Raw genomic sequence first — 20,949 nt, forward strand, 5'->3', positions numbered from 1 at the left:
TTCAAGACAACTTTAACAAAAAAAGGCCGGTTATCGTCCCCCGACGAACTAACCGGCCATATCAGGCAGACCTGGAGAGCGATCAGGCTGCCTGAACTGTACTAACCTTCGGTGCTGACGCACGTGCTGCTACAGCGCTTGCCGCATGTGGTGTCAGTGTACGCTGAACCGCATTGTGCCAACCGTCGATCATGATGCGACGCTGTGCCGGATCCATCTTCGGAGAGAACAGACGCTCCTGCTCCCAGGTCGCAGCGACTTCATCAAGATCTTTCCACAGCCCCACATGCAATCCCGCCAGGAAGGCTGCACCAATCGCCGTGGTTTCAACATTGACCGGACGCTCGACATCAGCCTTGAGCATGCTGGCCAGGAACTGGGCGAACCAGTCATTGGCAGCCATACCGCCGTCGATCCGCAGCGTCTTGGCCCGCATGGCCCCATCCTGACGCATGGCATGAAGAAGGTCATATGTCTGGTAAGCAACGGATTCTAGCATCGCACGGGCAATATGAGCCTGCGTTGAGCCCAGAGTCAGGCCGAAGATCATGCCGCGAGCTTCTGGGTCCCAGTGAGGTGCCCCAAGCCCAACGAAGGCCGGAACCATGTACACGCCGTGACTGTCAGGAATACGCGTTGCCATGTCATCGGTCTGGGAGGCATGGGTGATGAGTTGCAGACCATCGCGCAGCCATTTGATGCCGGCGCCAGCCACGAAAATGGAGCCTTCAAGGGCATAAGTCGTCTTATCGCCAATCCGATAACCAATCGTCGTCAGAAGACGGTTGTTGGACTGGATCGGCTTTTCTCCGGTGTTGAGCAGCATGAAGCAGCCCGTTCCGTAGGTTGCCTTGGCCATACCCTCCTCAAAACAGGCCTGTCCGATCAGTGCTGCATGCTGGTCGCCAGCCATACCGCCGATGACAACGGACTCACCGAACAGTTCCGGATCGGTCCGACCGAATTCACAACTGTTATCCTGCACGTCCGGGAGAAGCGCACGCGGCACGTTAAACAGGCTCAGCAGTTCATCATCCCACTGGAGGGTATGAATATTGAACAGGGACGTGCGGCAGGCATTTGTGATGTCAGTTGCATGCTTCTTGCCACCCGTCAGGCGCCACAGAAGGAAGCTGTCTATTGTGCCAGCAGCAAGCTCACCAGCTTCGGCACGCTGACGCGCTCCCTGAACATGATCCAGCGTCCAGGCAATCTTGCTGGCAGAAAAATACGGGTCCAGCAGAAGACCGGTCTTCTCCCGCACCAGCTCTTCGGCCCCCTGGTCCCGCAGGCGGTTACATTCACTGGCCGTGCGGCGATCCTGCCAGACAAGCGCGTTATGAATGGGCTTGCCCGTCTTGCGGTCCCAGATCACCACCGTCTCGCGTTGGTTCGTAATCCCAATCGCTGCAATCCGGCCAACGCCGCCTGCTGTGGAAATGGCTTCACGCGCCGTTTCAAGAACATCTTCCCAGATGTCTTCCACATCGTGTTCCACCCAGCCCAGTTCAGGGTAGTGCTGAGGAAACTCGCTGCGGGATATCGACAGAGCTTTGGCATTGCGATCAAAAACAATGCTGCGGGTTGAGGTTGTGCCCTGATCGATTGCCAGGATGCAGTCTTTCTGTGTCATGGTACTTACTCCGGAAACGGACAGATCAGGAGACCTTGTCGATGACGGGGCCTGTGGAAGCAGGCGCGGAAGGGTTCGAGACAACAAGAACAGGTTCGGACGTGTTTAGCGCTTCAGATACGGACGCAGTTGTTACGAGAGACACCCGTGGCATGAAGGGACGCAGACCGTACTGATAAATCGCAGCACCGATCGGACCACCCACCATAGGCGCAGCAATCGGAACCCACCAGTAATTGGACGGAGCCGGAATAGCGGCCTGCCCCCAACCTGCGAAGAAGCAGAACAGACGCGGGCCAAAGTCACGAGCCGGGTTGATGGCCCATGCCTCCAGATAACCGGCAGAAGCACCGATAATAGCGACCAGAAGACCAATAATCAGCGCACCGGAATTCGCCTGTGGAGCCTGCGTATTATACTGACATGTTACGGCAAAGATACCGAATACAAGAATACCTGTCAGAACGGCTTCATCCCAGAATGCATGCGATACACTGATGAAGTCACCTGGATGGGTGAAGAACACACCAGCAGAGCCACCATCAAGCGCACGCGTCAGGCCATGAGCAGCATTGTAGTGATCAATGACGGGTACATACATTGAATACACCAGCGCTGCGCCAGCCAGTCCACCCAGCACCTGCGCGCCGATATAGGGCACGACCTTCTTCCAGGAGAACCCTCGGAAGAGCGCGAGTGACAACGTCACGGCCGGATTGGCGTGCGTCCCGCTGACCGCACCGGTCGCGTAGATCGCAACCGTGACAGCCAGCCCCCAGACGATACAGACGCCCCAGTATGCCGTCTTGTACGGGCTGGGATCGTAGAGCGAATACATGGCAGCAACGCCATCTCCGAAGAGGATGATGATGGCGACGGCAAAGAACTCAGCGAGGAGTTCACCAAGGTAGCGTTTATTCTCTGACATGACCGGATATCCGACATGAAAAGTGAAGAGAAGAAGATCAGGCGACGTCCTGCCGCCATGTCTGGGATGCTTCGGAACCTGTCGGACGATCCGTCCCGACACGTTCTTCCATATAAGTCTGAAGGGCCGCTTTCTCAGCATCGGTCATGAACAGACCAAGCTTGGACCGACGCCACAGAATGTCCTCAGCAGAGCGCGCCCATTCGTTGTCGATCAGATAATCGACTTCACGAGCACTCAGCGTCGCACCGAACCACTGCCCCATCTCGGTTTCGGCAGCCGTTGCGATATCGAAAGCCCTCAGACCGTAGTTCCGCACCAGACGCCATGCCGTTTTCGGTGTCAGGTGAGGTGCGTAAGCCTGAAGCTTCGCGACCTGACGATCAAACTCCGCAGAAGCGAAATCACCACCCGGAAGCGGAGTGTCTGCCGTCCAGGACGGACCACCCAGTACGGGAAGATACGTTACCAGCTTTTCAAGCGCATGCTCTGCCAGCTTACGGAACGTTGTGATCTTGCCACCAAAGACGGACAGGATGGGCGCACCAGATGCGTCGACATCCAGCACATAGTCGCGCGTCACGGCAGACGCATTGCCGGAATTGTCGTCATACAAAGGACGAACGCCAGCATAGGTCCAGACCACATCATCCGGGCTAACGGATTTCTGAAAATAGCGGTTCACGCTCTCGCAGAGATACTGGATCTCGGCCTTCGAAATCTCGACCTTGCCCGGATCCTGCTCCCAAGGAACATCCGTCGTGCCGATCAGCGTAAAGTCCTGCTCATACGGGATTGCAAACACGATGCGCTTGTCTGGATTCTGAAGGATGTAAGCCTGCTTACTTTCGAACAGGCGCGGCACAACGATGTGGCTGCCTTTGACCAGGCGCACCTTGTTCTTGCTGGCAACGCCAACGCGAGCCTGAAGCAGCTCCGCAACCCATGGGCCAGCAGCGTTGATGATTGCCTTCGCCTGAACTGTCCGCGTCTCGCCGCTTACACGATCAAGAAGAGTAGCCGCCCAGAGTTGCGATCCACGTTCTGCGTTGATCAACTGTGTGCGTGTATTGATCGAAGCACCAAGACGCGCTGCGTCCATCGCATTCAGTACAACCAGACGGCTATCCTGCACCCAGCCATCGGAATACTCGAAGCCACGGACATAGTCGCTCTTGAGCGGACGACCCGTCACATCAGTCCGCAGATCGACTGCGCGTGTCTTGGGAAGCGTCATGGTCGTGCAGAGATGATCGTAAAGGAACAGGCCCGTACGCAGCAGCCATGCTGGCCGCAATATTTTGGAGTGCGGCAGAACAAAGCGCATGGGCCAGATGATGTGCGGTGCGATCTTCAGCAATCGCTCACGCTCGATCAGAGCCTCACGAACAAGCCGGAACTCATAATATTCCAGATACCGAAGCCCACCATGGATCAGCTTCGTGCTGGCAGAAGAGGTATGACTCGCCAGATCGTCCTGCTCCACGAGCAGAACACTAGCGCCACGGCCTGCGGCATCACGCGCGATGCCGCAGCCATTGATGCCTCCACCGACGACAAGCACGTCATAAGGCGCGCTCTCACGGTTCAAAGGCGAAACTTCACGAATCGATGACATAACACTCTCCTGTCACCACGCTCCAAAACGAGCATCTGATGTTCGTTTTCGCGCATATTGAACGATAAAGTAAAGACCCTTATTCGTTTTATAACAGATTAGTGTTCTTTTTTTCGCGCTCTACTGTGATATTTTGGCGATATGAAGTGTGACGTTCGCCGCATCCAGAAGGACTTTGAACTCTTCTGAAACAGGCCGGTCAGTAATCAGATCATCAATATCCGCAAGGCCGCCCACACGCCCCATAGGCAGGCGACTGAACTTCGTATGGTCAGCCAGCAGCAGAACGCGCTGAGAATTTCGAAGAATCGTGCGGGCGCACTGGATTTCAGACAGGTCGAAATCCAGGAGTGTTCCGTCTTCCGCAATGCCGCTGATTCCAATCACGCCGTATTCGGTTCGAAAGGAATCCAGCGTTTCAATGGCCGCAGCTCCAAGAATTGCTCCGTCCTTCGGGCGCAGCTCCCCTGCACAGATCACAGTCCGGAAATCGGGTCGCCCGGAGATCAGAGAGGCAACATGCAAGTTATTGGTCACAACCCTGAGGTCACGATGCCCCCCAAGAGAACGGGCAAAAGCCTCCGTTGTTGTGCCAATATTGATGAAGAGAGACGAGCGATCCGGGATAAGGGCAGCCGCACATCGCCCAATGGCGTCCTTGGCTTTGAGATTCAGGATCTGCCGCTCGTTATAGGCAATATTCTCAATTGTGGAGTTCGGCGTGGCACCCCCGTGATGTCGGGTCAGAAGCCCCTGTTCGGCCAAAAAGCCAATATCGCGCCGAATGGTCTGAACAGCGACATCAAACTGCTGCGCCAGATCCTCATTGGAGACATATCCCTGGCTCCGGACGAGGCGAATGATCTGATCCTGGCGAGGATTGATCCGAACGGGAAGAGTGTTCATAGGAATTGACCTGACATGATTTTCAGGTCAGTGTGACAACCCGAACAAAAACGCGCAATCACGAACTTTCCTTTCTGCCCTACCCCCTCACCCTTCAATGTTCTGAAGCACCAGAAACCCCTCGAACACCGGCGGCCCGACAGTCAAAACCTTGCCCTGCCCTGCACCAGCGTGCGCTGCACGAAACTGTTCTGACTGCGTCCAGCCGATAAAGGCTTCGTAAGACTCCCACACAGTGTGAGACGCATAAAGGATATGATCCTCCCGCTCTGGCCCCTGCAGAAACTGGAAGCTGATGAACCCTGGCACCGTCCTGAGCAGAACCTCACGTTCCAGCCAGCGAGCACGAAAAGCCTCTTCGCTATCAGGGCGGACTTTGAAACGGTTCATTGCGATATACATGATCTCTTCCTGTGATGGTGGTCTGCTTCAAAGGGGAGAAATGAAATTGTGAACGTCTTCAGAAAAACCCGAGTGTCTCACAACCTGATCCGGCTTGAACCGTCCTGAGAGGTTTTCGACCCACAAGATCGATCTCGGTCAGTGTGCCATCTTCCTCGTTCGCGACAATCACTGTCGTTCCGTCTGGTCGAAAGGCTGCATCCATCGGTTTTTGACCCACAGCAACAGGATACTGGTCCCATTGAGGCAGGCTGATCAACGTGACGACAGGTTCGAAATCACCCACAACAAGGAGCCATTGCCCGTCAGGGCTAAGGCGCACGATCTGAGCTGGCTTGCGATGATGCTTGAGCGGTATCTCCTGTCGCAACTCCCCTGCCTCCACATCCATCAGGAACAAGGAAGGTCGAAGAGCATTTGTCACGACAACAAATTTCTCATTCGGCAAATGTTCAATTCCTGCAACCGGCGCAGGAAGACTGATCATTCGGTAGGCCTCATCCTCTCCGATGCGAATTACAGAAAGCGTCGCATCTTCTTCATTCTCGGTCAGGATCAACTGACGCCGAGGAAGAATAGTCAATCGATGGCACTTGTTAGAGTGCGTGGAAAGAACACCCGTTACACTTCTGGTTTCCGGATCAATAACAGCCACCGCAGAACTGTTCTCGCAGCAGACATATAATAACCCGTCTGGCCCAAAACGCAGAGTGTGAGGAGCCTGTAACGGCGTCAGATCGATATCAGAAATGCGCGTTTTGCTCTCAAGATCAATGACCGAAACAAAATGATTGGGATTAGGATTATGACCGTGCACACCGTCCCCGAAAGCAGGGATAAATGCCAGTCCACGCTTATGATCAATTGCCAGTTCATGAGGAAGAACTGGCATATCGCCAATATAAGAAAGCGTTTCCAGCGTATCGGGATCAAGGAAAAGAACCTGAGCAGCTTTCTTATCGACAGCAATAAGCCCGTCACTGCGGCGGATACTTGTCATGGTCGCTATCCTCAAGCTCGTTTTTCAAAAACCTTCTTCTTGAAAAACGAGCCATGGAAGCAGCAGTTTTCAGCTTTACGCAGGCGAGAAATCACGAAAAAGCCAAGAGAATTACGCCATTGCCAATTCTGGTAATGCGGTACCGCGCATATCCGCCACACGAAGATTGATTCCAGCCCTGATCATACGATCTGCCACATCTTCAGACAGCCCGGAGTCCGTTATGACGGTATCAAAATCTGACAGATTGGCGAGATGGTTCAGTGCGCTGATGCCAAATTTACGACTGTCGACCATCAAGACACGCCGATCAGCCATATTCATCAATGCACTCTTGGCCTTAATCAAGTCTTCATCCTGATGATACGCTGAAAGTCCATGAATGGCGGAAGTCGACATAAAGAGCGTGTTAATCCGCAAGGACGTTACACTTCTCTCACACAGCACACCGAGAAATGCATCGAAAGTCGGATTATAATGGCCGCCCAAGGCTATGAGGTTGATATCTTTCGCCCGGCCTATTCTGGTACTGATCCCAAGGCTATTCGTCACAACGGTCAGTTGCCCGATCGCACTCAGCCGTTCAGACAGAAAACGGGACGTGGCGGAATCATCAAGCGCGATCGTATCGCCTTCTTCAATCAAATCCGCAGCGATGGCCGTTATACCAAGCTTTTCCTGAACGGCCTGTCGCGTCCTGTGCATGATACTGCTGGCAGCAACGGCATTGGACAGAGTCGTCACACTCTCACCAACCTTACGGATCAGGCCCTGCGCAGCCAGTGCATGCAGGTCGCGGTTCATGGCTGCTCGCGTCATGGTGAAATGGGAGAGCATGTCCTGAATGAGGACACAGCCCTGCTCCGTCACATAGTCCAGCACAGCCTGCCTGCGTGCGGAAATTCCACGACTTCCGGGAAGACAATCAGGGATCATGCCGGTGCCCTTTCTTCGATGACACGATCGATCAGTTTTTCAAAATCAGGAACATTCCATCCTGCACGTCCGACAAACACACCATCGACATTTGGCTGTTCGACATAACTGCGTGCGTTATCCTGAGTAACGCTGCCACCATAGAGCAGCGGTACACGACCCCCGATCTCCACGCCCGCAATCTCAATCAGAACCTGCCGCAGACTGGTATGGACACGCGCTACACAGTCCGTATCGGCGGCACGCCCCCCTGCCCCGATGGCCCAGACAGGTTCATAAGCAATGAGGATATTCGGAAGATCCTCAACCGCAACATTATGCAAAGCGATCTTGAGTTGCCGCGCCAGCGTCTCATCCGTGACGCCATAATCATATTCATCAAGGCTTTCGCCAATACAAAGAAGCGGCTTCAGACCGTGACGCAAAGCAGCAGCCATTTTGCGACTCACCGTCCAATCCGTTTCAGCAAAATGCTGGCGGCGCTCGGAATGACCAATGAGCACGATATCGGCTCCACATTCCTCGATCATGCCAGGTGAGATTTCTCCGGTCCATGAACCGCTTTCTTCCCAGTGCATGTTCTGTGCACCTACCAGAACATCTGAATCCTTCAGTTTCTCTGCAACCACCTGAAGGGACGTGAAAGGTGCAATGATGAAAGGCTTTACACTCTCTGGAGGTTGATAGCTTTTCAGAGCTTCTGCGGCCGCAAGCGCCTCTGAGGGCCCTTTGTTCATTTTCCAGTTCGTGCCGATCCAGACCGTCTTGCGTGCCACCATTCATCTCCACAGAAAAAGAGCGATCACCGATTCTTTATCGCTCAACATAAGATAGCTTTAGCGATAAACTCTAACACTCCAAACAAAGGAATGTGCAAAACGAATGATATTTTCCATTCAACTCTCCGCGCCTGACACTCACGGACAGACACGGAGAGCATGAAATAAAGGGCCCGTTAGAGTCAGGCAGCCTGTTCCAGCAACACGCTTTCCGTCACCAAACTGTCAGTTTCAACCGGGCGAAGTGTCGGGATGCCCTTTCTGCTCAGCCCGTCGTGATAAAAATGTGTCGCTTCATTCGGAGAAAGATCCCCGTCAGTCACACGACGCATCGCTTCGATAAGAAGCAGCGGATCATCAGCATCCACGATCTTGCGCCCAAAGAGCGCAGCGCGTGCACCACTGTTTTGCGCCTGATGCACCAACTCCAGGCAATCACGCGTTGTACCACTGCCGCCTCCCATGATGCCGACAATGACAGCCGGATCATAATGGCACAGCTCGCTCAATGCCTCTCCGCCATTAAAGGGAACCTTAAGAAAAACAGGTTTTTCTTCTTTTCGTAGTCCCGCAAGGGAGCGAGTAATCATGTCGTTCAGGAAAATCCCGTAATCCTTGGATGCAATCCGGCTTTCGTTGGGATTGAACACCTCCAGGAAATACGAGAACCGGTGAACCTGGGCTTCCTCACGAAAGCGCGCAAACTCTTCCAGAGCCAGCGTATCCTGTTCGACGTCTCCGTTGAACGTCATGGAATACAGTCCAAGCCCCGTCTGGGCGCGCTCAAGAGATGCGGAACGAAAAGGGACGGATTTCTGGGAGCGATAATCGCTTCCTCGTCCCCGCCACAGATCAGTCGTATCGTTTGCACGAATGGCCGTCTGCACTTTCGTGCCATTGAACGCGTCCTTTTCCAGAAGGTCTTCCAGAATGGAGGCAGACGTCAGCATGATATCTACAATATCCTGACGGATAATGGACTGGATTTCAGACAGATATTCTGGCCGGCTCCGAAAAACAGACTGCCCCGAACGCGGATTGCGACGACGCCCCATGGCACTGATACCCGCCGCCATATCTGAGTCCTTGGCGTCTGCCAGGATGAAATCGTAGCGCGTGTCCTTACCGGCCACCATGCGTGCAATTTTTTCTTCGTAACGGTTCATGGCTCAAGCCTTCAGAATTTTCTGGGGTTCAGACGAAACAGGGAAGTCACCCTGAAGGTTGTGGCGCTCACACCCTTCCTTCCAGGCAGCCTGGGCTTCCCGAGCAATATCTCGCTCGCTCCAGCCCAGCTCTTCTCCAACAACGCGAGCCACCTCCTGCACCACGTCGGGTGTCATTCGGCCACTCAAGGCGATAGGTGTGCGACGGTACAAAACATCTGACACCCGCCGCACAAGTTCATTTCTGGAAATAAACGCCAACTCACGACGCGTGTATGACGGGAGTGTCCGCAACGGCGCATCTGCGTCTTCCTGGCAAAAGACCGCAATTTTGCGAGCAAGCGTTCCGTATCGGTCCAGAAGGTCTGCTGCCCTCGGACGAGGAATCCCGCAGGAAATCGCCAGTCTGTCGAGATAAGCCGTATGCTGCTCAACGGAAGGGAAACTGCGACCACCACCAATCGCCAGCTCCTTCGTGGACGTGCTTCTGGGATGGCCGAGTAACGCCAGAATGTGATCGGCCACTTCTTCGCTCAAACCTCGGAACGTCGTCCACTTCCCCCCCACGAGAGACAGAAGAGGTATCCCTGCAACATTGTCCTCATGGGTAATATGGTCTCGACTGATGGCGCCTGGATCCGCCGCATTTGTGGCAGGTAATGGCCGCACGCCGCTATAACGGTAGATGACCTGCTCCTTGGCGATATGAAAGCCGGGGAACAGATCCGCCAACATGCGAAGCATGTAGTCCTGCTCTTCATCGGTGCAGACGGCCTTGTCCGGATCGTCAATCCGCAGATCCGTAGACCCGACAAGCACATGGCCGAAAAACGGATAAGCCAAACAGATCCGTCCATCCGGTGTCCCGAAATAGACCATCCGTCCTTTCAACTCCCGAAGCAGGTCATCATGCTTCAGAAGCAGATGAGACCCCTTGGTGCCGCCGATATACTTTGTGGGCAGGCCAAGAATTGCATTGATCTGATCAATCCACGCTCCACCCGCATTGACGATAACGCGCGCCTTCACGGTCCGTACTTCATCGGTCTGCACATCGCGCAGAACAAGTTGTCCGTCCTGAAAGGAAACAGGCACCGTATATGTCAGGGCTTCACAACTCGGTGCGGTTTCGAGCCCGTCTTGCACACATTCATAACCAAGCCGTTCAGGCTGGGTGATGGCAGCGTCATAGTATTGAGCCGTCGCGACAACATCCTTGGCCATATGTGGCCATTCGCGACGCGTCCGCCCTCCCAGAAACAGGGAGTGTCTCGGCATGACGCGAGCACGCCGCCCCAGAAAATCATAGATCTGAAGTCCGGCTTCCAGAACCAGTGCTCCTCGATCCGTCATCTTACCGCCCAGATTCAGAAAGCGACGGAAAGACGGAACGATTCCCCCAAACCATGTGCGAATTGGCAGAACAGTCGGCAATGGGCGCACCACATGCGGGGCATTTCTAAGCAGAAGGTTCCGCTCAAGAGTGGATTGCGCCACCAGCTTGAACTCTCCTGTTTCCAGATACTTGATGCCACCATGGATGAGGCGAGATGGCGCACATGATGCACCCGTACAGATATCGCTCCGATCAAGAATGAGCGTCTTTACGCCCTGCAACGCCAACTCACGAAACAGACCTGCTCCGTTAATTCCCGCGCCAATGATGACGACATCAAATTCAGTATTATCCGACACAACGGAAACGGATTTCATAACCTGATCTCCTGCGTCATTTCAGTCGCAACAAGAAAAGTCGATACAGGGGCCTGTTCTGCCTCATCCTGGGAGAAGGACTCTGCTGTTCCTTCGTACAGACCTGACCAGAATGGCTTCATGGCTTGTGTCAGCGCCACGTAGCGCTGATAAATGCCTTCATAAATTCGGACCCGGCCCGGCTCAGGCTGATAAACCGTCATCGGAATATCCTGAGCCACGACCGCGTCTTCGAGACTGTCATACAACCCAACGGCCACACTGGCCGTCAGAGCGGCCCCAAGCGCACCAGCTTCCCGAACACTGGAAATTTCCACTGGGACGTTCAGAATATCTGCGAACATCTGAGCGATGGAAGCCTGACCGCTGCCCCCTCCCGACACGCCAAGACGACGGACAGCACCCGTCAGTCGAAGAGTTTCAACATGCTCGCGATGATTGAAAATCGTTCCTTCAATCATCGCCTGAAACAGATCTGCCCGATCATGCCAGGATTGCACGCCAAACAGAGACGCGCTCGCCGGAGCTTCATAAGGGGAGCCGAACAGGAAGGGGTGATAGAGAGGAACTGGCCGCTCTGCCCGGGAGCGACCAAGCCTGGCTTCGACTTCACCTGTCAAAATCTGGGCTGCTTCCTTTTCTTCAGGCAGCAGCATGCGTGCCAGCCATTCGAGATTGCTCGATGATGCTGGCGAAATCGCCATGCAGTTCCACAACCCCTTACGGTAACCCGCACGACAGGACCAACCCTCTCCGATGACCGGACGGCTCCGGAAGATTTCGTTGATAGAAAACGTGCCTGCCGTGATGGAGAGATCACCCGGCTGCGTATAGCCCAGCCCGACGGCGGCAGCTGTTACATCATGCAGACCCGCAGAAACAGGCGTTCCTTCCAGAAGCCCCGTCGCCATGGCTGCATCACGGGTAATCACTCCACCTCGATCACAGGACAACAGCATCCGCGGGAGCGCACCCCGGATCTCCGAAATCTCCAGCACATCAAGAATGCTGTCGCTATAATCCTGCGTATACAGATCCGTAAACGACGTACTGGCTTCAGTCAGATCCGTGGCAATCTCACCCGTCAGACAGAGTCGTATCCAGTCTTTGGCAAAGAAAACAGTGCCAATTTCAGCATATCGATCCGGCTGATGACGCTTCATCCAAGCAAGAAGTGTGGTGGCAGAATAAGAATAAGGTCGTTGCCCGGCAATCGGAACAACCTTCTCAAGGCGCCCCTCCCGTTTCCACTCTTCGTGTAGCTCCGTCGCACGGCTGTCGAGCGACATAATTCCACGGCCCAGAGGGCTTCTTGAGCGATCAAGAACAAAAAGCCCATCCCCGTGAGCTGTTACACCCACACCCGCTATCGCTTGCGGCGGAACACCGGAACTTTCAAGCGCATCTCTGACAGCTTCGACCACGGCACGCCATGCTTCATGCATGTCGCGCTCAACGTGCCTCGGCTCATCCATATGCTGCGGAACACGTCGGCGTCCTAATCCTACGATTTCACCCGCCCTCGAAAAGACAACAGCCTTTGTCGTCGTGGAACCGCAGTCGATCCCGATTGTGAAATCCTGGCGCATCACTGGCCCTCCAGACGCCTTCTTGTTATCGGCCTCTACGAAAAATGCGACCGATAACACAGAAAATGTTATTATCATGTGATATACGTGTTAATATACCGGCGTCAATGTGATAAATATCACTTTTGAACTCGGGGAGCTGCCTGTGTGATATTTCCGCTCAAAACCTCATCAAACTGCACATCCGAACATTACAAATTTCGTCAGCACTGGTATGTAGAAGCCTCTTTGCCGCAAAACGGCCTTACCGAGAGACAAGGATCTTTTTGACAGATGACTGACGGTTCGGGCGTGACAACTGCCTCTCCTGGTGTCCTTCTCAGCAAGCGTCGGGACAACAGTGCCAGACAACAGCAGATCCTTGACGTGCTTCTGGAAACCGGTAGCGCTACGATCGAGACCCTTTCAGAGCGTTTCGGCGTGAGTCGCATGACCATTCACCGGGACGCACACGCTCTCGCGGCCCAGGGTCTGATCGACAAGCTTCATGGCAGTATTGTTCTCAAAAACCGGGTTGTGACTCAGAAAACAGTCAATTTTCGAAAATCCCGCGCACCAGACCTTAAAGAATCCATCATCCATCGTGCGATCTCGATGATCACACCAGAACAGATTCTGGTCCTGGACGACTCAACAACGGTCGCAGCAATGCTGCCCCTTCTTCCCGCTCTCGCCCCTCTGACAATCATTACCAATGCCGTCGGTGTGATTCAGGCGCTGGCCCCTTATCCGAACCTCAAGATCATTTGTCTGGGAGGAGATTACAATCAGCCACGCAATGCATTTTTTGGCCTTGTTTGTGAACAGGCCGCAAAGTCACTCCGCGCCAATACGATGTTTCTTTCAACGTCAATTATTCATAATGAAACCGCGTTTCAAAATGACCAGGACGTCGTAAAGGTCAAGCAGGCATTGATGCAGATCTCGGATCAAACCGTTCTGCTCGTAGACAGTACAAAATTCCGTAAGGGCGGCCTACATCGATTGGCGTCATTGAACGAGTTCGATCTTGTTCTGACAGACTCTCAAATCAAACCATCACTGCGGAAAAGCCTTATCCAAGATGGAATTAATATAGAAGTTTGCGGATAAATCCCGCTCAGGGAAATTCCCTACACGGAATTTCCCAAAATATTTTTCCGGAAACATACTTCTAAAAATCCACGACTCTGCCTCGTATCGAGCAATACACCTGACAACCAAAAATTGTCACTTAGACGAACTCTTTCTTCCATTCTTTCATAGGAAAGAGCTTTTGTGTCGCACCCAGCCCACTACACAAAAAATTTATTTATATAACTATTATATATAGTTTTATTGAACTATTTCTTTCTTCCCTTTTGCACTATCCATCAGTTTTCCTTGGAAAACTCACATACTGATACGGGTAGCGGGTATCTACACAAACTTACTGATTTTCGTTGAAATATGGCCAAATTTTGCACTTAAGTTTCAATTAGTATCATTTACGTCCACAATGAAATTAACGATATATTGACGATTGTTCAGCAAAAAGCGTAACCCTGTATTTCCGCTTCCCTGAGACACTGGAGATGCTGAAATGTCTGGCATAACGTTAAACGATTTCCTAAGTGTCACACGCTGGACACCAGCTGAGCTCGCGGCCCAGATTGACCGCCATCAGGAGGATATCGAATGGTGGCTACGCCATCAGGAGGATATCGAATGGTGGCTACGCCATCAGGAACATGTCCCTGAACGCCTGACCGCGTGGATGAGTCACATTGTCGACGCCTTTCGAAACAATCCAGCCCCGAAAGGTTATGCCATGGAGCGTTCAGAGGACTGCATTTTCAATGATGATCCGTCCATCACCGTTGTATGTTCTGTCTGCCGCTTTGCCGCGACATGCAGAGCATCCCGAAAACTCAAAAATTAGCAGCGTCTGGCTTCATGTTTCTGGCAAAGTCTTCATAAAATTTGCGAGCCCTTTGTTTAGAGCTTTTTCAAACACTGTAAGCGTTTCCTCTCCCACGTAATGTTCGATGCCTTCAGCATCAATACGAGCGTTTTCCTCGCTAATTCCCAACGCAAGAAGAAACGCTTCGACGATCCCATGCCGATGGCGTGCTTTGTTCGCCATCGCCTGCCCGGCATCCGTCAGAAACACGCCTCTATAAGGCTTCTGCGTGACAAGCCCTTCGGCTGAAAGTCTGGCCAGCATCTTCGCAACCGTGGGCTGAGACACACCCAATCTTCCGGCAATATCGACCTGACGCGCTTCCTGACCTTCAGACAGGAGATCAGAGATCAATTCGACGTAATCCTCAACCAGCACCTTCTGCCGCGCAGCGCGATTGGCACGAAACCCTTCCGAATGCGTCGCCATATCCAGAAGGGCTTTCTGCCTGCTCTTTTTCCGTTCCACGCCTCGAACCTGCTCCATCCTCAATTATTCGAAAGGGAATAAAATATTCCACAAATTATTTCCAGTTTTGAGAATAGAGATTCATCTTATGAATATAGCATATTGCATAATTTTGAGATTCACGTTTGAATGGTATTCTGATGTCAGAAAATCCTTCCACGCCTGAAATTGCCCTCACTGATCTTCCTCGCAAGGCTTCAGCCTGGCGCTTTGCGCGCGATGAGGACAGAACGCGGCCCTCTCTTCCGGAAGTGTTTTCTACCGTTCATGTTCCCGGTGGGCAGACTTCGTGGCTCAAGCGCTTTCTGGCATTCGTGGGACCAGGCTACATGGTCTCCGTAGGGTATATGGACCCCGGAAACTGGGCCACAGACCTTCAGGGAGGTGCTCAGTACGGATACACCCTGTTGTGCGTCATCATGCTCTCCAATCTGATGGCTATTCTGCTTCAGGCTCTCTCAGCCCGATTAGGAATTGCAACAGGCAGGGATCTGGGTCAGGCATGTCGTGACCAATACCACCCAGCTATCAATATTATCCTTTGGCTTGCCTGCGAACTGGCCATCATTGCCTGCGATCTTGCTGAAGTGATTGGCACTGCTGTTGCATTGCAGTTGCTATTTGGCCTCCCCCTTCTCGGAGGAGCGCTCCTCTCCATCTTTGATGCGTTCATCGTGCTGCTGCTGATGGGGCGAGGATTTCGATATCTGGAAGCCTTTGTCATTGGGCTTCTTACTATTATCGCCCTCTGCTTTGCCGTTCAGCTTGTAGCTGCTGCCCCTCCCGTTGCGAGCATCCTAAAAGGTCTGCTTCCTACGTCGCAGGTTATTACCACACCCGGAATGCTCTACATTGCTATTGGCATCATCGGCGCAACCGTAATGCCCCACAACCTTTATCTGCATTCATCCATTGTCCAGACCCGCGCCTATGAACGCACACCTGCCGGACGACGTGAGGCCATCCGCTGGTCAACCTGGGACAGTACAATCGCCCTGATGCTGGCACTGTTCATCAACGCTGCCATCCTGATCGTGGCGGCCGCGGCATTTCATGACACTGGCCATCAAAGCGTTGCCGAAATCGAAGACGCCTACCGGCTTCTTTCCCCCATCCTTGGCTTGGGAATTGCCTCCACACTCTTCGCCCTTGCCTTACTTGCTGCAGGAACAAATTCAACTGTCACAGGCACCCTTGCCGGACAGATCATCATGGAAGGCTTCCTGCGCCTGCGTATTCCACACTGGGCCCGACGCCTCCTGACGCGCGGCCTGGCCATTATTCCCGTTGCCGTGGTGACGGTTCTTTATGGCGGACACGGTGTGGGTACACTTTTGCTGGCCAGCCAGGTCATCCTTTCGCTGCAACTGCCCTTTGCCGTCATTCCTCTGGTGATGTTTGTCTCCAATCGACGCAAAATGGGAGAGTTCACGATTTCTCCCTTTATGACTGTCTTGTCCTGGAGCGTCGCCGGGCTGATCCTCATTCTCAATTTCAAGCTTCTCTACGACACACTGGCTGGATAAATCCCGCCGCATCGCACGGATTTCTTACATTCATGACCAATAGATCTCTGCCCTCAAGACGCGCTTTTTTATATAGCAATTGCTATATTTATCAGCATATACATTCTGAAAATTCTCCCCTCAGATCATTCAAGAAGTTTGCACTCTGCACAGCCCTCCTTGCAGGTTTCTTGTCCACTGCACAGGCGTCAGAAACGATACCCGCTACGGATCGCGATGACGGAGCCTCAAAGAAAAAACAAGCACACGCAGAGAAAGCCGCCAAGCAAGAGCAGATTACCGTTACAGGCCATCTGGATCAGGCGCGTGGTCGCATTTTTCCACGACTGGGGGCGGTATCCTACGGCATTGATCAGCGCCAGATCCAAGCCACACCTCAGGGCCAAAATGCGTCCTTCAGTCAGATTATGCTGCGAATGCCTGGTGTGGTGCAGGACAGTTATGGCGAAGTGCATGTGCGAGGCGAACATGGTGGCCTGACCTACCGCGTCAATGGTGTCCTTCTCCCAGAAGGCTTGAATGGCTTCGGTCAGGAACTCGATACGCGGATTATCCAATCCGTTGACCTTCTTACCGGCACCCTCCCTGCACAGTTCGGTTTTCGAACCGCCGGTATTGTGGATGTCCACACAAAAACCGGGTCAACGCTCAAGAGCAATCAATTGTCCCTTTATGGAGGGAGTTACAATACATTCGCTCCCTCTCTGCAACTTGGTGGATCAAAAGGACGATTTGAATATTTCACCACGTTCTCCTTCAATAGAAACACCATTGGAATTGAGAACCCAACAGCATCCTTCCGAGCCACACATGACCTGACACAACAAGGTAAAGGCTTTGGTTATTTTTCATGGCGACTGGACGACAACAATCGAATTTCGCTTCTGACCAGCGCTTCCTATGCTGATTTTGAACTGCCAAACACCACGGGTTTACAGCCGACTTATCAACTGGAAGGCACAAGCTGGAACGATCCATCCGTTCAATCCCGCTTTTTGAACGATAGTCAAACAGAACAGAATTATTACGCCGTCGTGTCCTACCAGCACAGCGCCGAAAAACTGAACCTCCAGCTTTCTCCTTATTTCCGTTACGGTCGGATTGACTACACGCCTGATCCTGTACGCGATCTTGTGTTTCAGGGTGTGGCAGAACACGAAGTCAACGACTTCACGACAGGCGGGGCACAGTTTGACCTATCCTACGATGTAGCTCCGGATCACACGATCCGTGCTGGCCTGCTCGGACAATACACATCGGAACGTCTGGATACGAATTCCCTCGTATTTCCAATAGATTCAGAAGGAAATCAAACTGCCACTACTCCGCTACGCCTGATTGACAACACAGGAAACTGGTCTGCGGAAGCAGGCGCCTATATTCAGGACGAGTACCGCATCAACCGAAAACTAACGTTCAATTACGGTCTGCGTTATGATCGCTTTGCATCCTCGTTTGGCAATGAAGGACAACTGAGTCCGCGCGCAAACATGGTGTGGAAGCCGTTCCGAAGCACCACTCTGCATATCGGATATTCACGATACTTCGCACCGCCTTCCCCGCAATATGTCTATCCGTCCACGCTCGCTCATTTTGCGGGAACCACAAATGCCGCAGCCAACCTGACCGATACGGCAACAAAAGTCGAAACTTCGAATTATGTGGATGCAGGTATTCTGCAACACATTACCCCTGACCTCCAGATCACAATCGATGCCTACAGCAAATGGGCTCATAATCTGACGGATCTGGGGCAGTTCGGACGCGCCGTTATTCTGGCTCCTTTCAGCTACAGACGAGGCCATGTTTATGGTGCAGAGTTCGGCAGTGCATGGCGTCATGGGCCATGGTCTGTTTTCGGAAATTTCTCATATGTAAAAACCGCAGCGCGGGACATCAATTCCGCCGAATACCAGTTTGCCCCCGAAGAACTGGCCTATATCCGCTCACATGCCATCCAGTTGGATCATCAAGGGGAATATACGGCCAGCGCCGGAACATCCTACAGCAGCAAGCATCATCTTGCTTATGTCGATTTCCTATACGGTTACGGTCTTCGTAGTGGTTTTGCCAATCTGGACAAGCAACCCCAGTACGCAATTTTCAATATTGGTTACCAGTACACCCTCACCCACGTTCCGCTTGGACGGGATCTAAAAATCCGTGCTGACGTCGTGAACCTTTTCGACAAACGTTATCAGCTTCGTGATGGCAGCGGCGTCGGGATTTACCAGGCGCAGTACGGCCAACGCCGGGGCACATATTTTTCACTCGTCTCGGATTTCTGAAACCTTCAGGCTCGATTCAAGCCTGAAACACTCTCCTTTCGAAAGAGCGGCTGTCCCACTTGAGGTCGGACAGCCCAGATCATCAGAAAAGCGCCATAAAGCAGGGCAATCCCGTCAACAATGAGACTTGATGCCGTCGCATGAGAGAGAGGCGTTACAAAAGCGGCGGAGACCGGCATCAGAAATGTCAGGACTGCCGACGCGACCAGCAGCAGTCGAATTGCCAGCCGTTCTCGAAAGCAGAAACAGACAACCACACAGGAAAGAAACGTTGCAAAGTAAACAATTTGAATTGGTAACATTTTTCCTACAACAGGATGTAATGGCGCCACAGCCAGAACAGCAGAAACACCCGCGACACACCCGAGAGAGCAACCGATTGTCAGCGAACAAAGAATACGGGTTGCACGCGTATCTTCCACCCGTCCACTCCCTCGTTCCCTTCGTCTACGAGAGACAATCCAGAGCTGGTTTCCGGCATAAAACATGAATGCCCCAGCCAGTCCCAGAACAGCATATCCCCAACGCACGCCTTCCCCTCCAAAACTGCCAAAATGCAGAACGAAGAAAGACGTCAGAACAGCCATCGGAAAGGTTTGATGCCCTGGCAGATAATCCGTTGACAGCAATTTACCGCTGTAGGGATCGACCCCGGCAAAACCTCCACTCGCTCCTCGGGCACCATATCGCGGATCAGAGCCCGTCACACGCAACGCAAGATGCCCGCCATGAGAACGATCGTAGATCAAGGTTTCCGGCGAAAAACCGGGAGCCTGCTTGGCAATAGCGACTACAATTTGAGCAGGCTCCAGCGGAACACGAAGATCACCGGAAATTCGTTGTTGTTGATGCCCTTCAGTTTGATCAATCAGGGAATGCCCATGCATTTGCTGATGCATGGCCGATCGGCCCAGAAGAGCGTGTTCAGCTACATAAATTTCATCATGAAATGCAAATACAACGGACGTCAGGGCCATGATGATATGAAATGGCAACGAGAACAGCCCTAACATGCTATGCAAATCAAGCCACATGCGTTTGGCATTCTGCCCAAGTCGAATTGCAAACAGATTCTTAATCAGGCCCGGCAAAACAACAAGCGTGCCTGAAATCAGTGCTACTGCATATAAGAGCGCCACTATCCCCATGAATAACCGCCCAGCTTCATGAGGCATCCACAAGCCCACCTGCTGATGCAGCATATTGATGAAGTGCGCGGCTTCGGAAGGAGATTGCTTTACGGTTACCAGAGATCCGTCTTCTGCCAGGGCGGAATAATTTGCTACTGAAGGCCCGTGCATTCTCTGTGGCACGCCCCATACAAGAGTAGCCGGCTGAGAAGGCGTTGGATGAAGAACAACTGTATAGGAATTTCTGGCTTCAGGATGCTCTGCAAAGATTTTTCCCAACAGTTCTGGCACACGCTCCAATGCAACAGGAGGCGGCAAAGAGACTGGTGGAGAGGCCCAATCCTGCAAGGGGCGTTCAAACATCGTTATGGCACCTGCATAAAATGCCACAAACAGGAACAGACCACAGACAATCCCGACCCAGCTATGGATTTCACGATACATCCGGACGACGTCAGCACGGATTTTCATGATATTACACTCCGAAGGCCCATATAAACGCCCCAGAGCAGAATGTTGATGGCCCCCAACACCCCCCAGGCCCTCCATCCTGTTCGGAACATGAAACATCCCCCCAAAACAGCCGTCCAGACTGGAGCAACAAGCCACATCAGATACTGGGATGCCGGGGAACGTGGGTCCCCATTCGTGTGGCAGAGCAATCCGACGATACCCACGAGTGCGAGCGACAGCCCCAGTCCAAGTACCAAACCGGCACTGGCTTTAGGAAACCAGTTCTTGCTGGAAAGCGGTGTGGACGTCATTGCGTTTTAGGCCTCTGCTTCAAAAGAGCCACCCCAATTGGCAACAGGCTCCAGACACTCATTAAGAGTGTCAGCAGAACGAAAAATGCTGTTCCACTTCCGTAAATCATGAGGTGAAAAAGGAAGGACAGACAAAGTAGCCCACTCCCCACAAAGGTACATATCCGCTTCGGGACCGGGCA

Annotated in this window: 18 protein-coding genes; 4 read left to right on the top strand and 14 right to left on the bottom strand. The window is 52.9% G+C overall.

Features of this window, described 5'->3' with window-relative positions:
- Positions 1 to 82 precede the first annotated feature (82 nt).
- The 11 genes from glpK to GJA01_RS10000 all read right to left on the bottom strand — a co-directional run bounded on the left by glpK (position 83) and on the right by GJA01_RS10000 (position 12,670).
- Positions 83 to 1,633 (bottom strand): glycerol kinase GlpK, encoded by a 1,551-nt coding sequence (gene glpK, locus GJA01_RS09950; RefSeq protein ID WP_062503277.1) that lies wholly within the window; start codon positions 1,631 to 1,633, stop codon positions 83 to 85.
- A 25-nt stretch (positions 1,634 to 1,658) separates the two neighbouring features.
- Positions 1,659 to 2,561, bottom strand: coding sequence for an MIP/aquaporin family protein (locus GJA01_RS09955; RefSeq protein ID WP_023945558.1), 903 nt, complete (start codon positions 2,559 to 2,561; stop codon positions 1,659 to 1,661).
- Between the two features lie 37 nt (positions 2,562 to 2,598).
- On the bottom strand, positions 2,599 to 4,179 hold the full coding sequence (gene glpD / locus GJA01_RS09960) for a glycerol-3-phosphate dehydrogenase (protein ID WP_062503275.1): 1,581 nt from the start codon (positions 4,177 to 4,179) through the stop codon (positions 2,599 to 2,601).
- Positions 4,180 to 4,299: 120 nt separating this feature from the next.
- Positions 4,300 to 5,085 (bottom strand): DeoR/GlpR family DNA-binding transcription regulator, encoded by a 786-nt coding sequence (locus tag GJA01_RS09965; RefSeq protein ID WP_062503274.1) that lies wholly within the window; start codon positions 5,083 to 5,085, stop codon positions 4,300 to 4,302.
- Positions 5,086 to 5,172: 87 nt separating this feature from the next.
- Positions 5,173 to 5,487: an antibiotic biosynthesis monooxygenase family protein gene (locus GJA01_RS09970; protein ID WP_062503273.1), complete on the bottom strand. Its 315-nt coding sequence runs from the start codon at positions 5,485 to 5,487 to the stop codon at positions 5,173 to 5,175.
- Positions 5,488 to 5,545: 58 nt separating this feature from the next.
- On the bottom strand, positions 5,546 to 6,487 hold the full coding sequence (locus GJA01_RS09975) for a beta-propeller fold lactonase family protein (protein ID WP_062503271.1): 942 nt from the start codon (positions 6,485 to 6,487) through the stop codon (positions 5,546 to 5,548).
- Positions 6,488 to 6,598: 111 nt separating this feature from the next.
- The gene (locus GJA01_RS09980; protein WP_062503269.1) at positions 6,599 to 7,423 is read right to left on the bottom strand and encodes a DeoR/GlpR family DNA-binding transcription regulator; all 825 of its coding nucleotides are present in this window, start codon (positions 7,421 to 7,423) and stop codon (positions 6,599 to 6,601) included.
- Positions 7,420 to 8,202, bottom strand: coding sequence for a triose-phosphate isomerase (locus GJA01_RS09985; protein ID WP_062503267.1), 783 nt, complete (start codon positions 8,200 to 8,202; stop codon positions 7,420 to 7,422). Before GJA01_RS09985 ends, GJA01_RS09980 begins: the two co-directional genes overlap by 4 nt.
- 182 nt (positions 8,203 to 8,384) lie before the next feature.
- Positions 8,385 to 9,368, bottom strand: coding sequence for a beta/alpha barrel domain-containing protein (locus tag GJA01_RS09990; protein ID WP_062503265.1), 984 nt, complete (start codon positions 9,366 to 9,368; stop codon positions 8,385 to 8,387).
- Between the two features lie 3 nt (positions 9,369 to 9,371).
- Positions 9,372 to 11,081, bottom strand: coding sequence for a glycerol-3-phosphate dehydrogenase/oxidase (locus GJA01_RS09995; RefSeq protein WP_062503263.1), 1,710 nt, complete (start codon positions 11,079 to 11,081; stop codon positions 9,372 to 9,374).
- Positions 11,078 to 12,670, bottom strand: a complete 1,593-nt coding sequence (locus tag GJA01_RS10000; protein ID WP_062503260.1) for an FGGY-family carbohydrate kinase — start codon at positions 12,668 to 12,670, stop codon at positions 11,078 to 11,080. Before GJA01_RS10000 ends, GJA01_RS09995 begins: the two co-directional genes overlap by 4 nt.
- Positions 12,671 to 12,943: 273 nt before the next feature.
- On the opposite strand from GJA01_RS10000, the gene GJA01_RS10005 reads away from it, so the two are divergent.
- Positions 12,944 to 13,762: a DeoR/GlpR family DNA-binding transcription regulator gene (locus GJA01_RS10005; RefSeq protein WP_010502567.1), complete on the top strand. Its 819-nt coding sequence runs from the start codon at positions 12,944 to 12,946 to the stop codon at positions 13,760 to 13,762.
- Between the two features lie 469 nt (positions 13,763 to 14,231).
- The gene (locus GJA01_RS10010; protein WP_062503258.1) at positions 14,232 to 14,570 is read left to right on the top strand and encodes a hypothetical protein; all 339 of its coding nucleotides are present in this window, start codon (positions 14,232 to 14,234) and stop codon (positions 14,568 to 14,570) included.
- 12 nt (positions 14,571 to 14,582) lie between these two features.
- Here GJA01_RS10010 and mntR read toward each other — a convergent pair whose 3' ends face one another.
- Positions 14,583 to 15,077: a manganese-binding transcriptional regulator MntR gene (gene mntR / locus GJA01_RS10015; protein WP_172794457.1), complete on the bottom strand. Its 495-nt coding sequence runs from the start codon at positions 15,075 to 15,077 to the stop codon at positions 14,583 to 14,585.
- 122 nt (positions 15,078 to 15,199) lie between these two features.
- Here mntR and GJA01_RS10020 point away from each other — a divergent pair, with 122 nt between their 5' ends.
- Together GJA01_RS10020 and GJA01_RS10025 are read left to right on the top strand one after the other, a co-directional pair.
- Positions 15,200 to 16,585, top strand: coding sequence for an Nramp family divalent metal transporter (locus tag GJA01_RS10020; RefSeq protein ID WP_172794456.1), 1,386 nt, complete (start codon positions 15,200 to 15,202; stop codon positions 16,583 to 16,585).
- Positions 16,586 to 16,617: 32 nt separating this feature from the next.
- Complete coding sequence (locus GJA01_RS10025) at positions 16,618 to 18,873, top strand: TonB-dependent receptor (protein WP_062503254.1); 2,256 nt, start codon at positions 16,618 to 16,620, stop codon at positions 18,871 to 18,873.
- 5 nt (positions 18,874 to 18,878) lie between these two features.
- On the opposite strand, the gene GJA01_RS10030 is transcribed toward GJA01_RS10025, so the two are convergent.
- Complete coding sequence (locus GJA01_RS10030; protein WP_062503252.1) at positions 18,879 to 20,474, bottom strand: PepSY-associated TM helix domain-containing protein; 1,596 nt, start codon at positions 20,472 to 20,474, stop codon at positions 18,879 to 18,881.
- On the bottom strand, positions 20,471 to 20,767 hold the full coding sequence (locus GJA01_RS10035; protein WP_062503250.1) for a hypothetical protein: 297 nt from the start codon (positions 20,765 to 20,767) through the stop codon (positions 20,471 to 20,473). The genes GJA01_RS10030 and GJA01_RS10035 overlap by 4 nt, the downstream gene beginning before the upstream one ends.
- Positions 20,768 to 20,949 lie beyond the last annotated feature (182 nt).

The sequence above is a fragment of the Gluconobacter japonicus genome (assembly GCF_002723975.1).
GTDB classification, from domain to species: domain Bacteria; phylum Pseudomonadota; class Alphaproteobacteria; order Acetobacterales; family Acetobacteraceae; genus Gluconobacter; species Gluconobacter japonicus.

Bases quoted from the DNA above. Each gene is read 5' to 3' on its own strand.
- GJA01_RS10025 (WP_062503254.1), top strand. From the start codon at position 16,618: ATGACCAATAGATCTCTGCCCTCAAGACGCGCTTTTTTATATAGCAAT.
- GJA01_RS09990 (WP_062503265.1), bottom strand. From the start codon at position 9,368: ATGAACCGTTACGAAGAAAAAATTGCACGCATGGTGGCCGGTAAGGAC.
- GJA01_RS10010 (WP_062503258.1), top strand. From the start codon at position 14,232: ATGTCTGGCATAACGTTAAACGATTTCCTAAGTGTCACACGCTGGACA.
- GJA01_RS09985 (WP_062503267.1), bottom strand. From the start codon at position 8,202: ATGGTGGCACGCAAGACGGTCTGGATCGGCACGAACTGGAAAATGAAC.
- glpK (WP_062503277.1), bottom strand. From the start codon at position 1,633: ATGACACAGAAAGACTGCATCCTGGCAATCGATCAGGGCACAACCTCA.
- GJA01_RS10005 (WP_010502567.1), top strand. From the start codon at position 12,944: ATGACTGACGGTTCGGGCGTGACAACTGCCTCTCCTGGTGTCCTTCTC.
- GJA01_RS09975 (WP_062503271.1), bottom strand. From the start codon at position 6,487: ATGACAAGTATCCGCCGCAGTGACGGGCTTATTGCTGTCGATAAGAAA.
- GJA01_RS10035 (WP_062503250.1), bottom strand. From the start codon at position 20,767: ATGACGTCCACACCGCTTTCCAGCAAGAACTGGTTTCCTAAAGCCAGT.
- GJA01_RS09970 (WP_062503273.1), bottom strand. From the start codon at position 5,487: ATGTATATCGCAATGAACCGTTTCAAAGTCCGCCCTGATAGCGAAGAG.
- mntR (WP_172794457.1), bottom strand. From the start codon at position 15,077: ATGGAGCAGGTTCGAGGCGTGGAACGGAAAAAGAGCAGGCAGAAAGCC.
- GJA01_RS10020 (WP_172794456.1), top strand. From the start codon at position 15,200: ATGTCAGAAAATCCTTCCACGCCTGAAATTGCCCTCACTGATCTTCCT.
- GJA01_RS09995 (WP_062503263.1), bottom strand. From the start codon at position 11,081: ATGAAATCCGTTTCCGTTGTGTCGGATAATACTGAATTTGATGTCGTC.
- GJA01_RS09980 (WP_062503269.1), bottom strand. From the start codon at position 7,423: ATGATCCCTGATTGTCTTCCCGGAAGTCGTGGAATTTCCGCACGCAGG.
- GJA01_RS09965 (WP_062503274.1), bottom strand. From the start codon at position 5,085: ATGAACACTCTTCCCGTTCGGATCAATCCTCGCCAGGATCAGATCATT.
- glpD (WP_062503275.1), bottom strand. From the start codon at position 4,179: ATGTCATCGATTCGTGAAGTTTCGCCTTTGAACCGTGAGAGCGCGCCT.
- GJA01_RS10000 (WP_062503260.1), bottom strand. From the start codon at position 12,670: ATGCGCCAGGATTTCACAATCGGGATCGACTGCGGTTCCACGACGACA.
- GJA01_RS10030 (WP_062503252.1), bottom strand. From the start codon at position 20,474: ATGAAAATCCGTGCTGACGTCGTCCGGATGTATCGTGAAATCCATAGC.
- GJA01_RS09955 (WP_023945558.1), bottom strand. From the start codon at position 2,561: ATGTCAGAGAATAAACGCTACCTTGGTGAACTCCTCGCTGAGTTCTTT.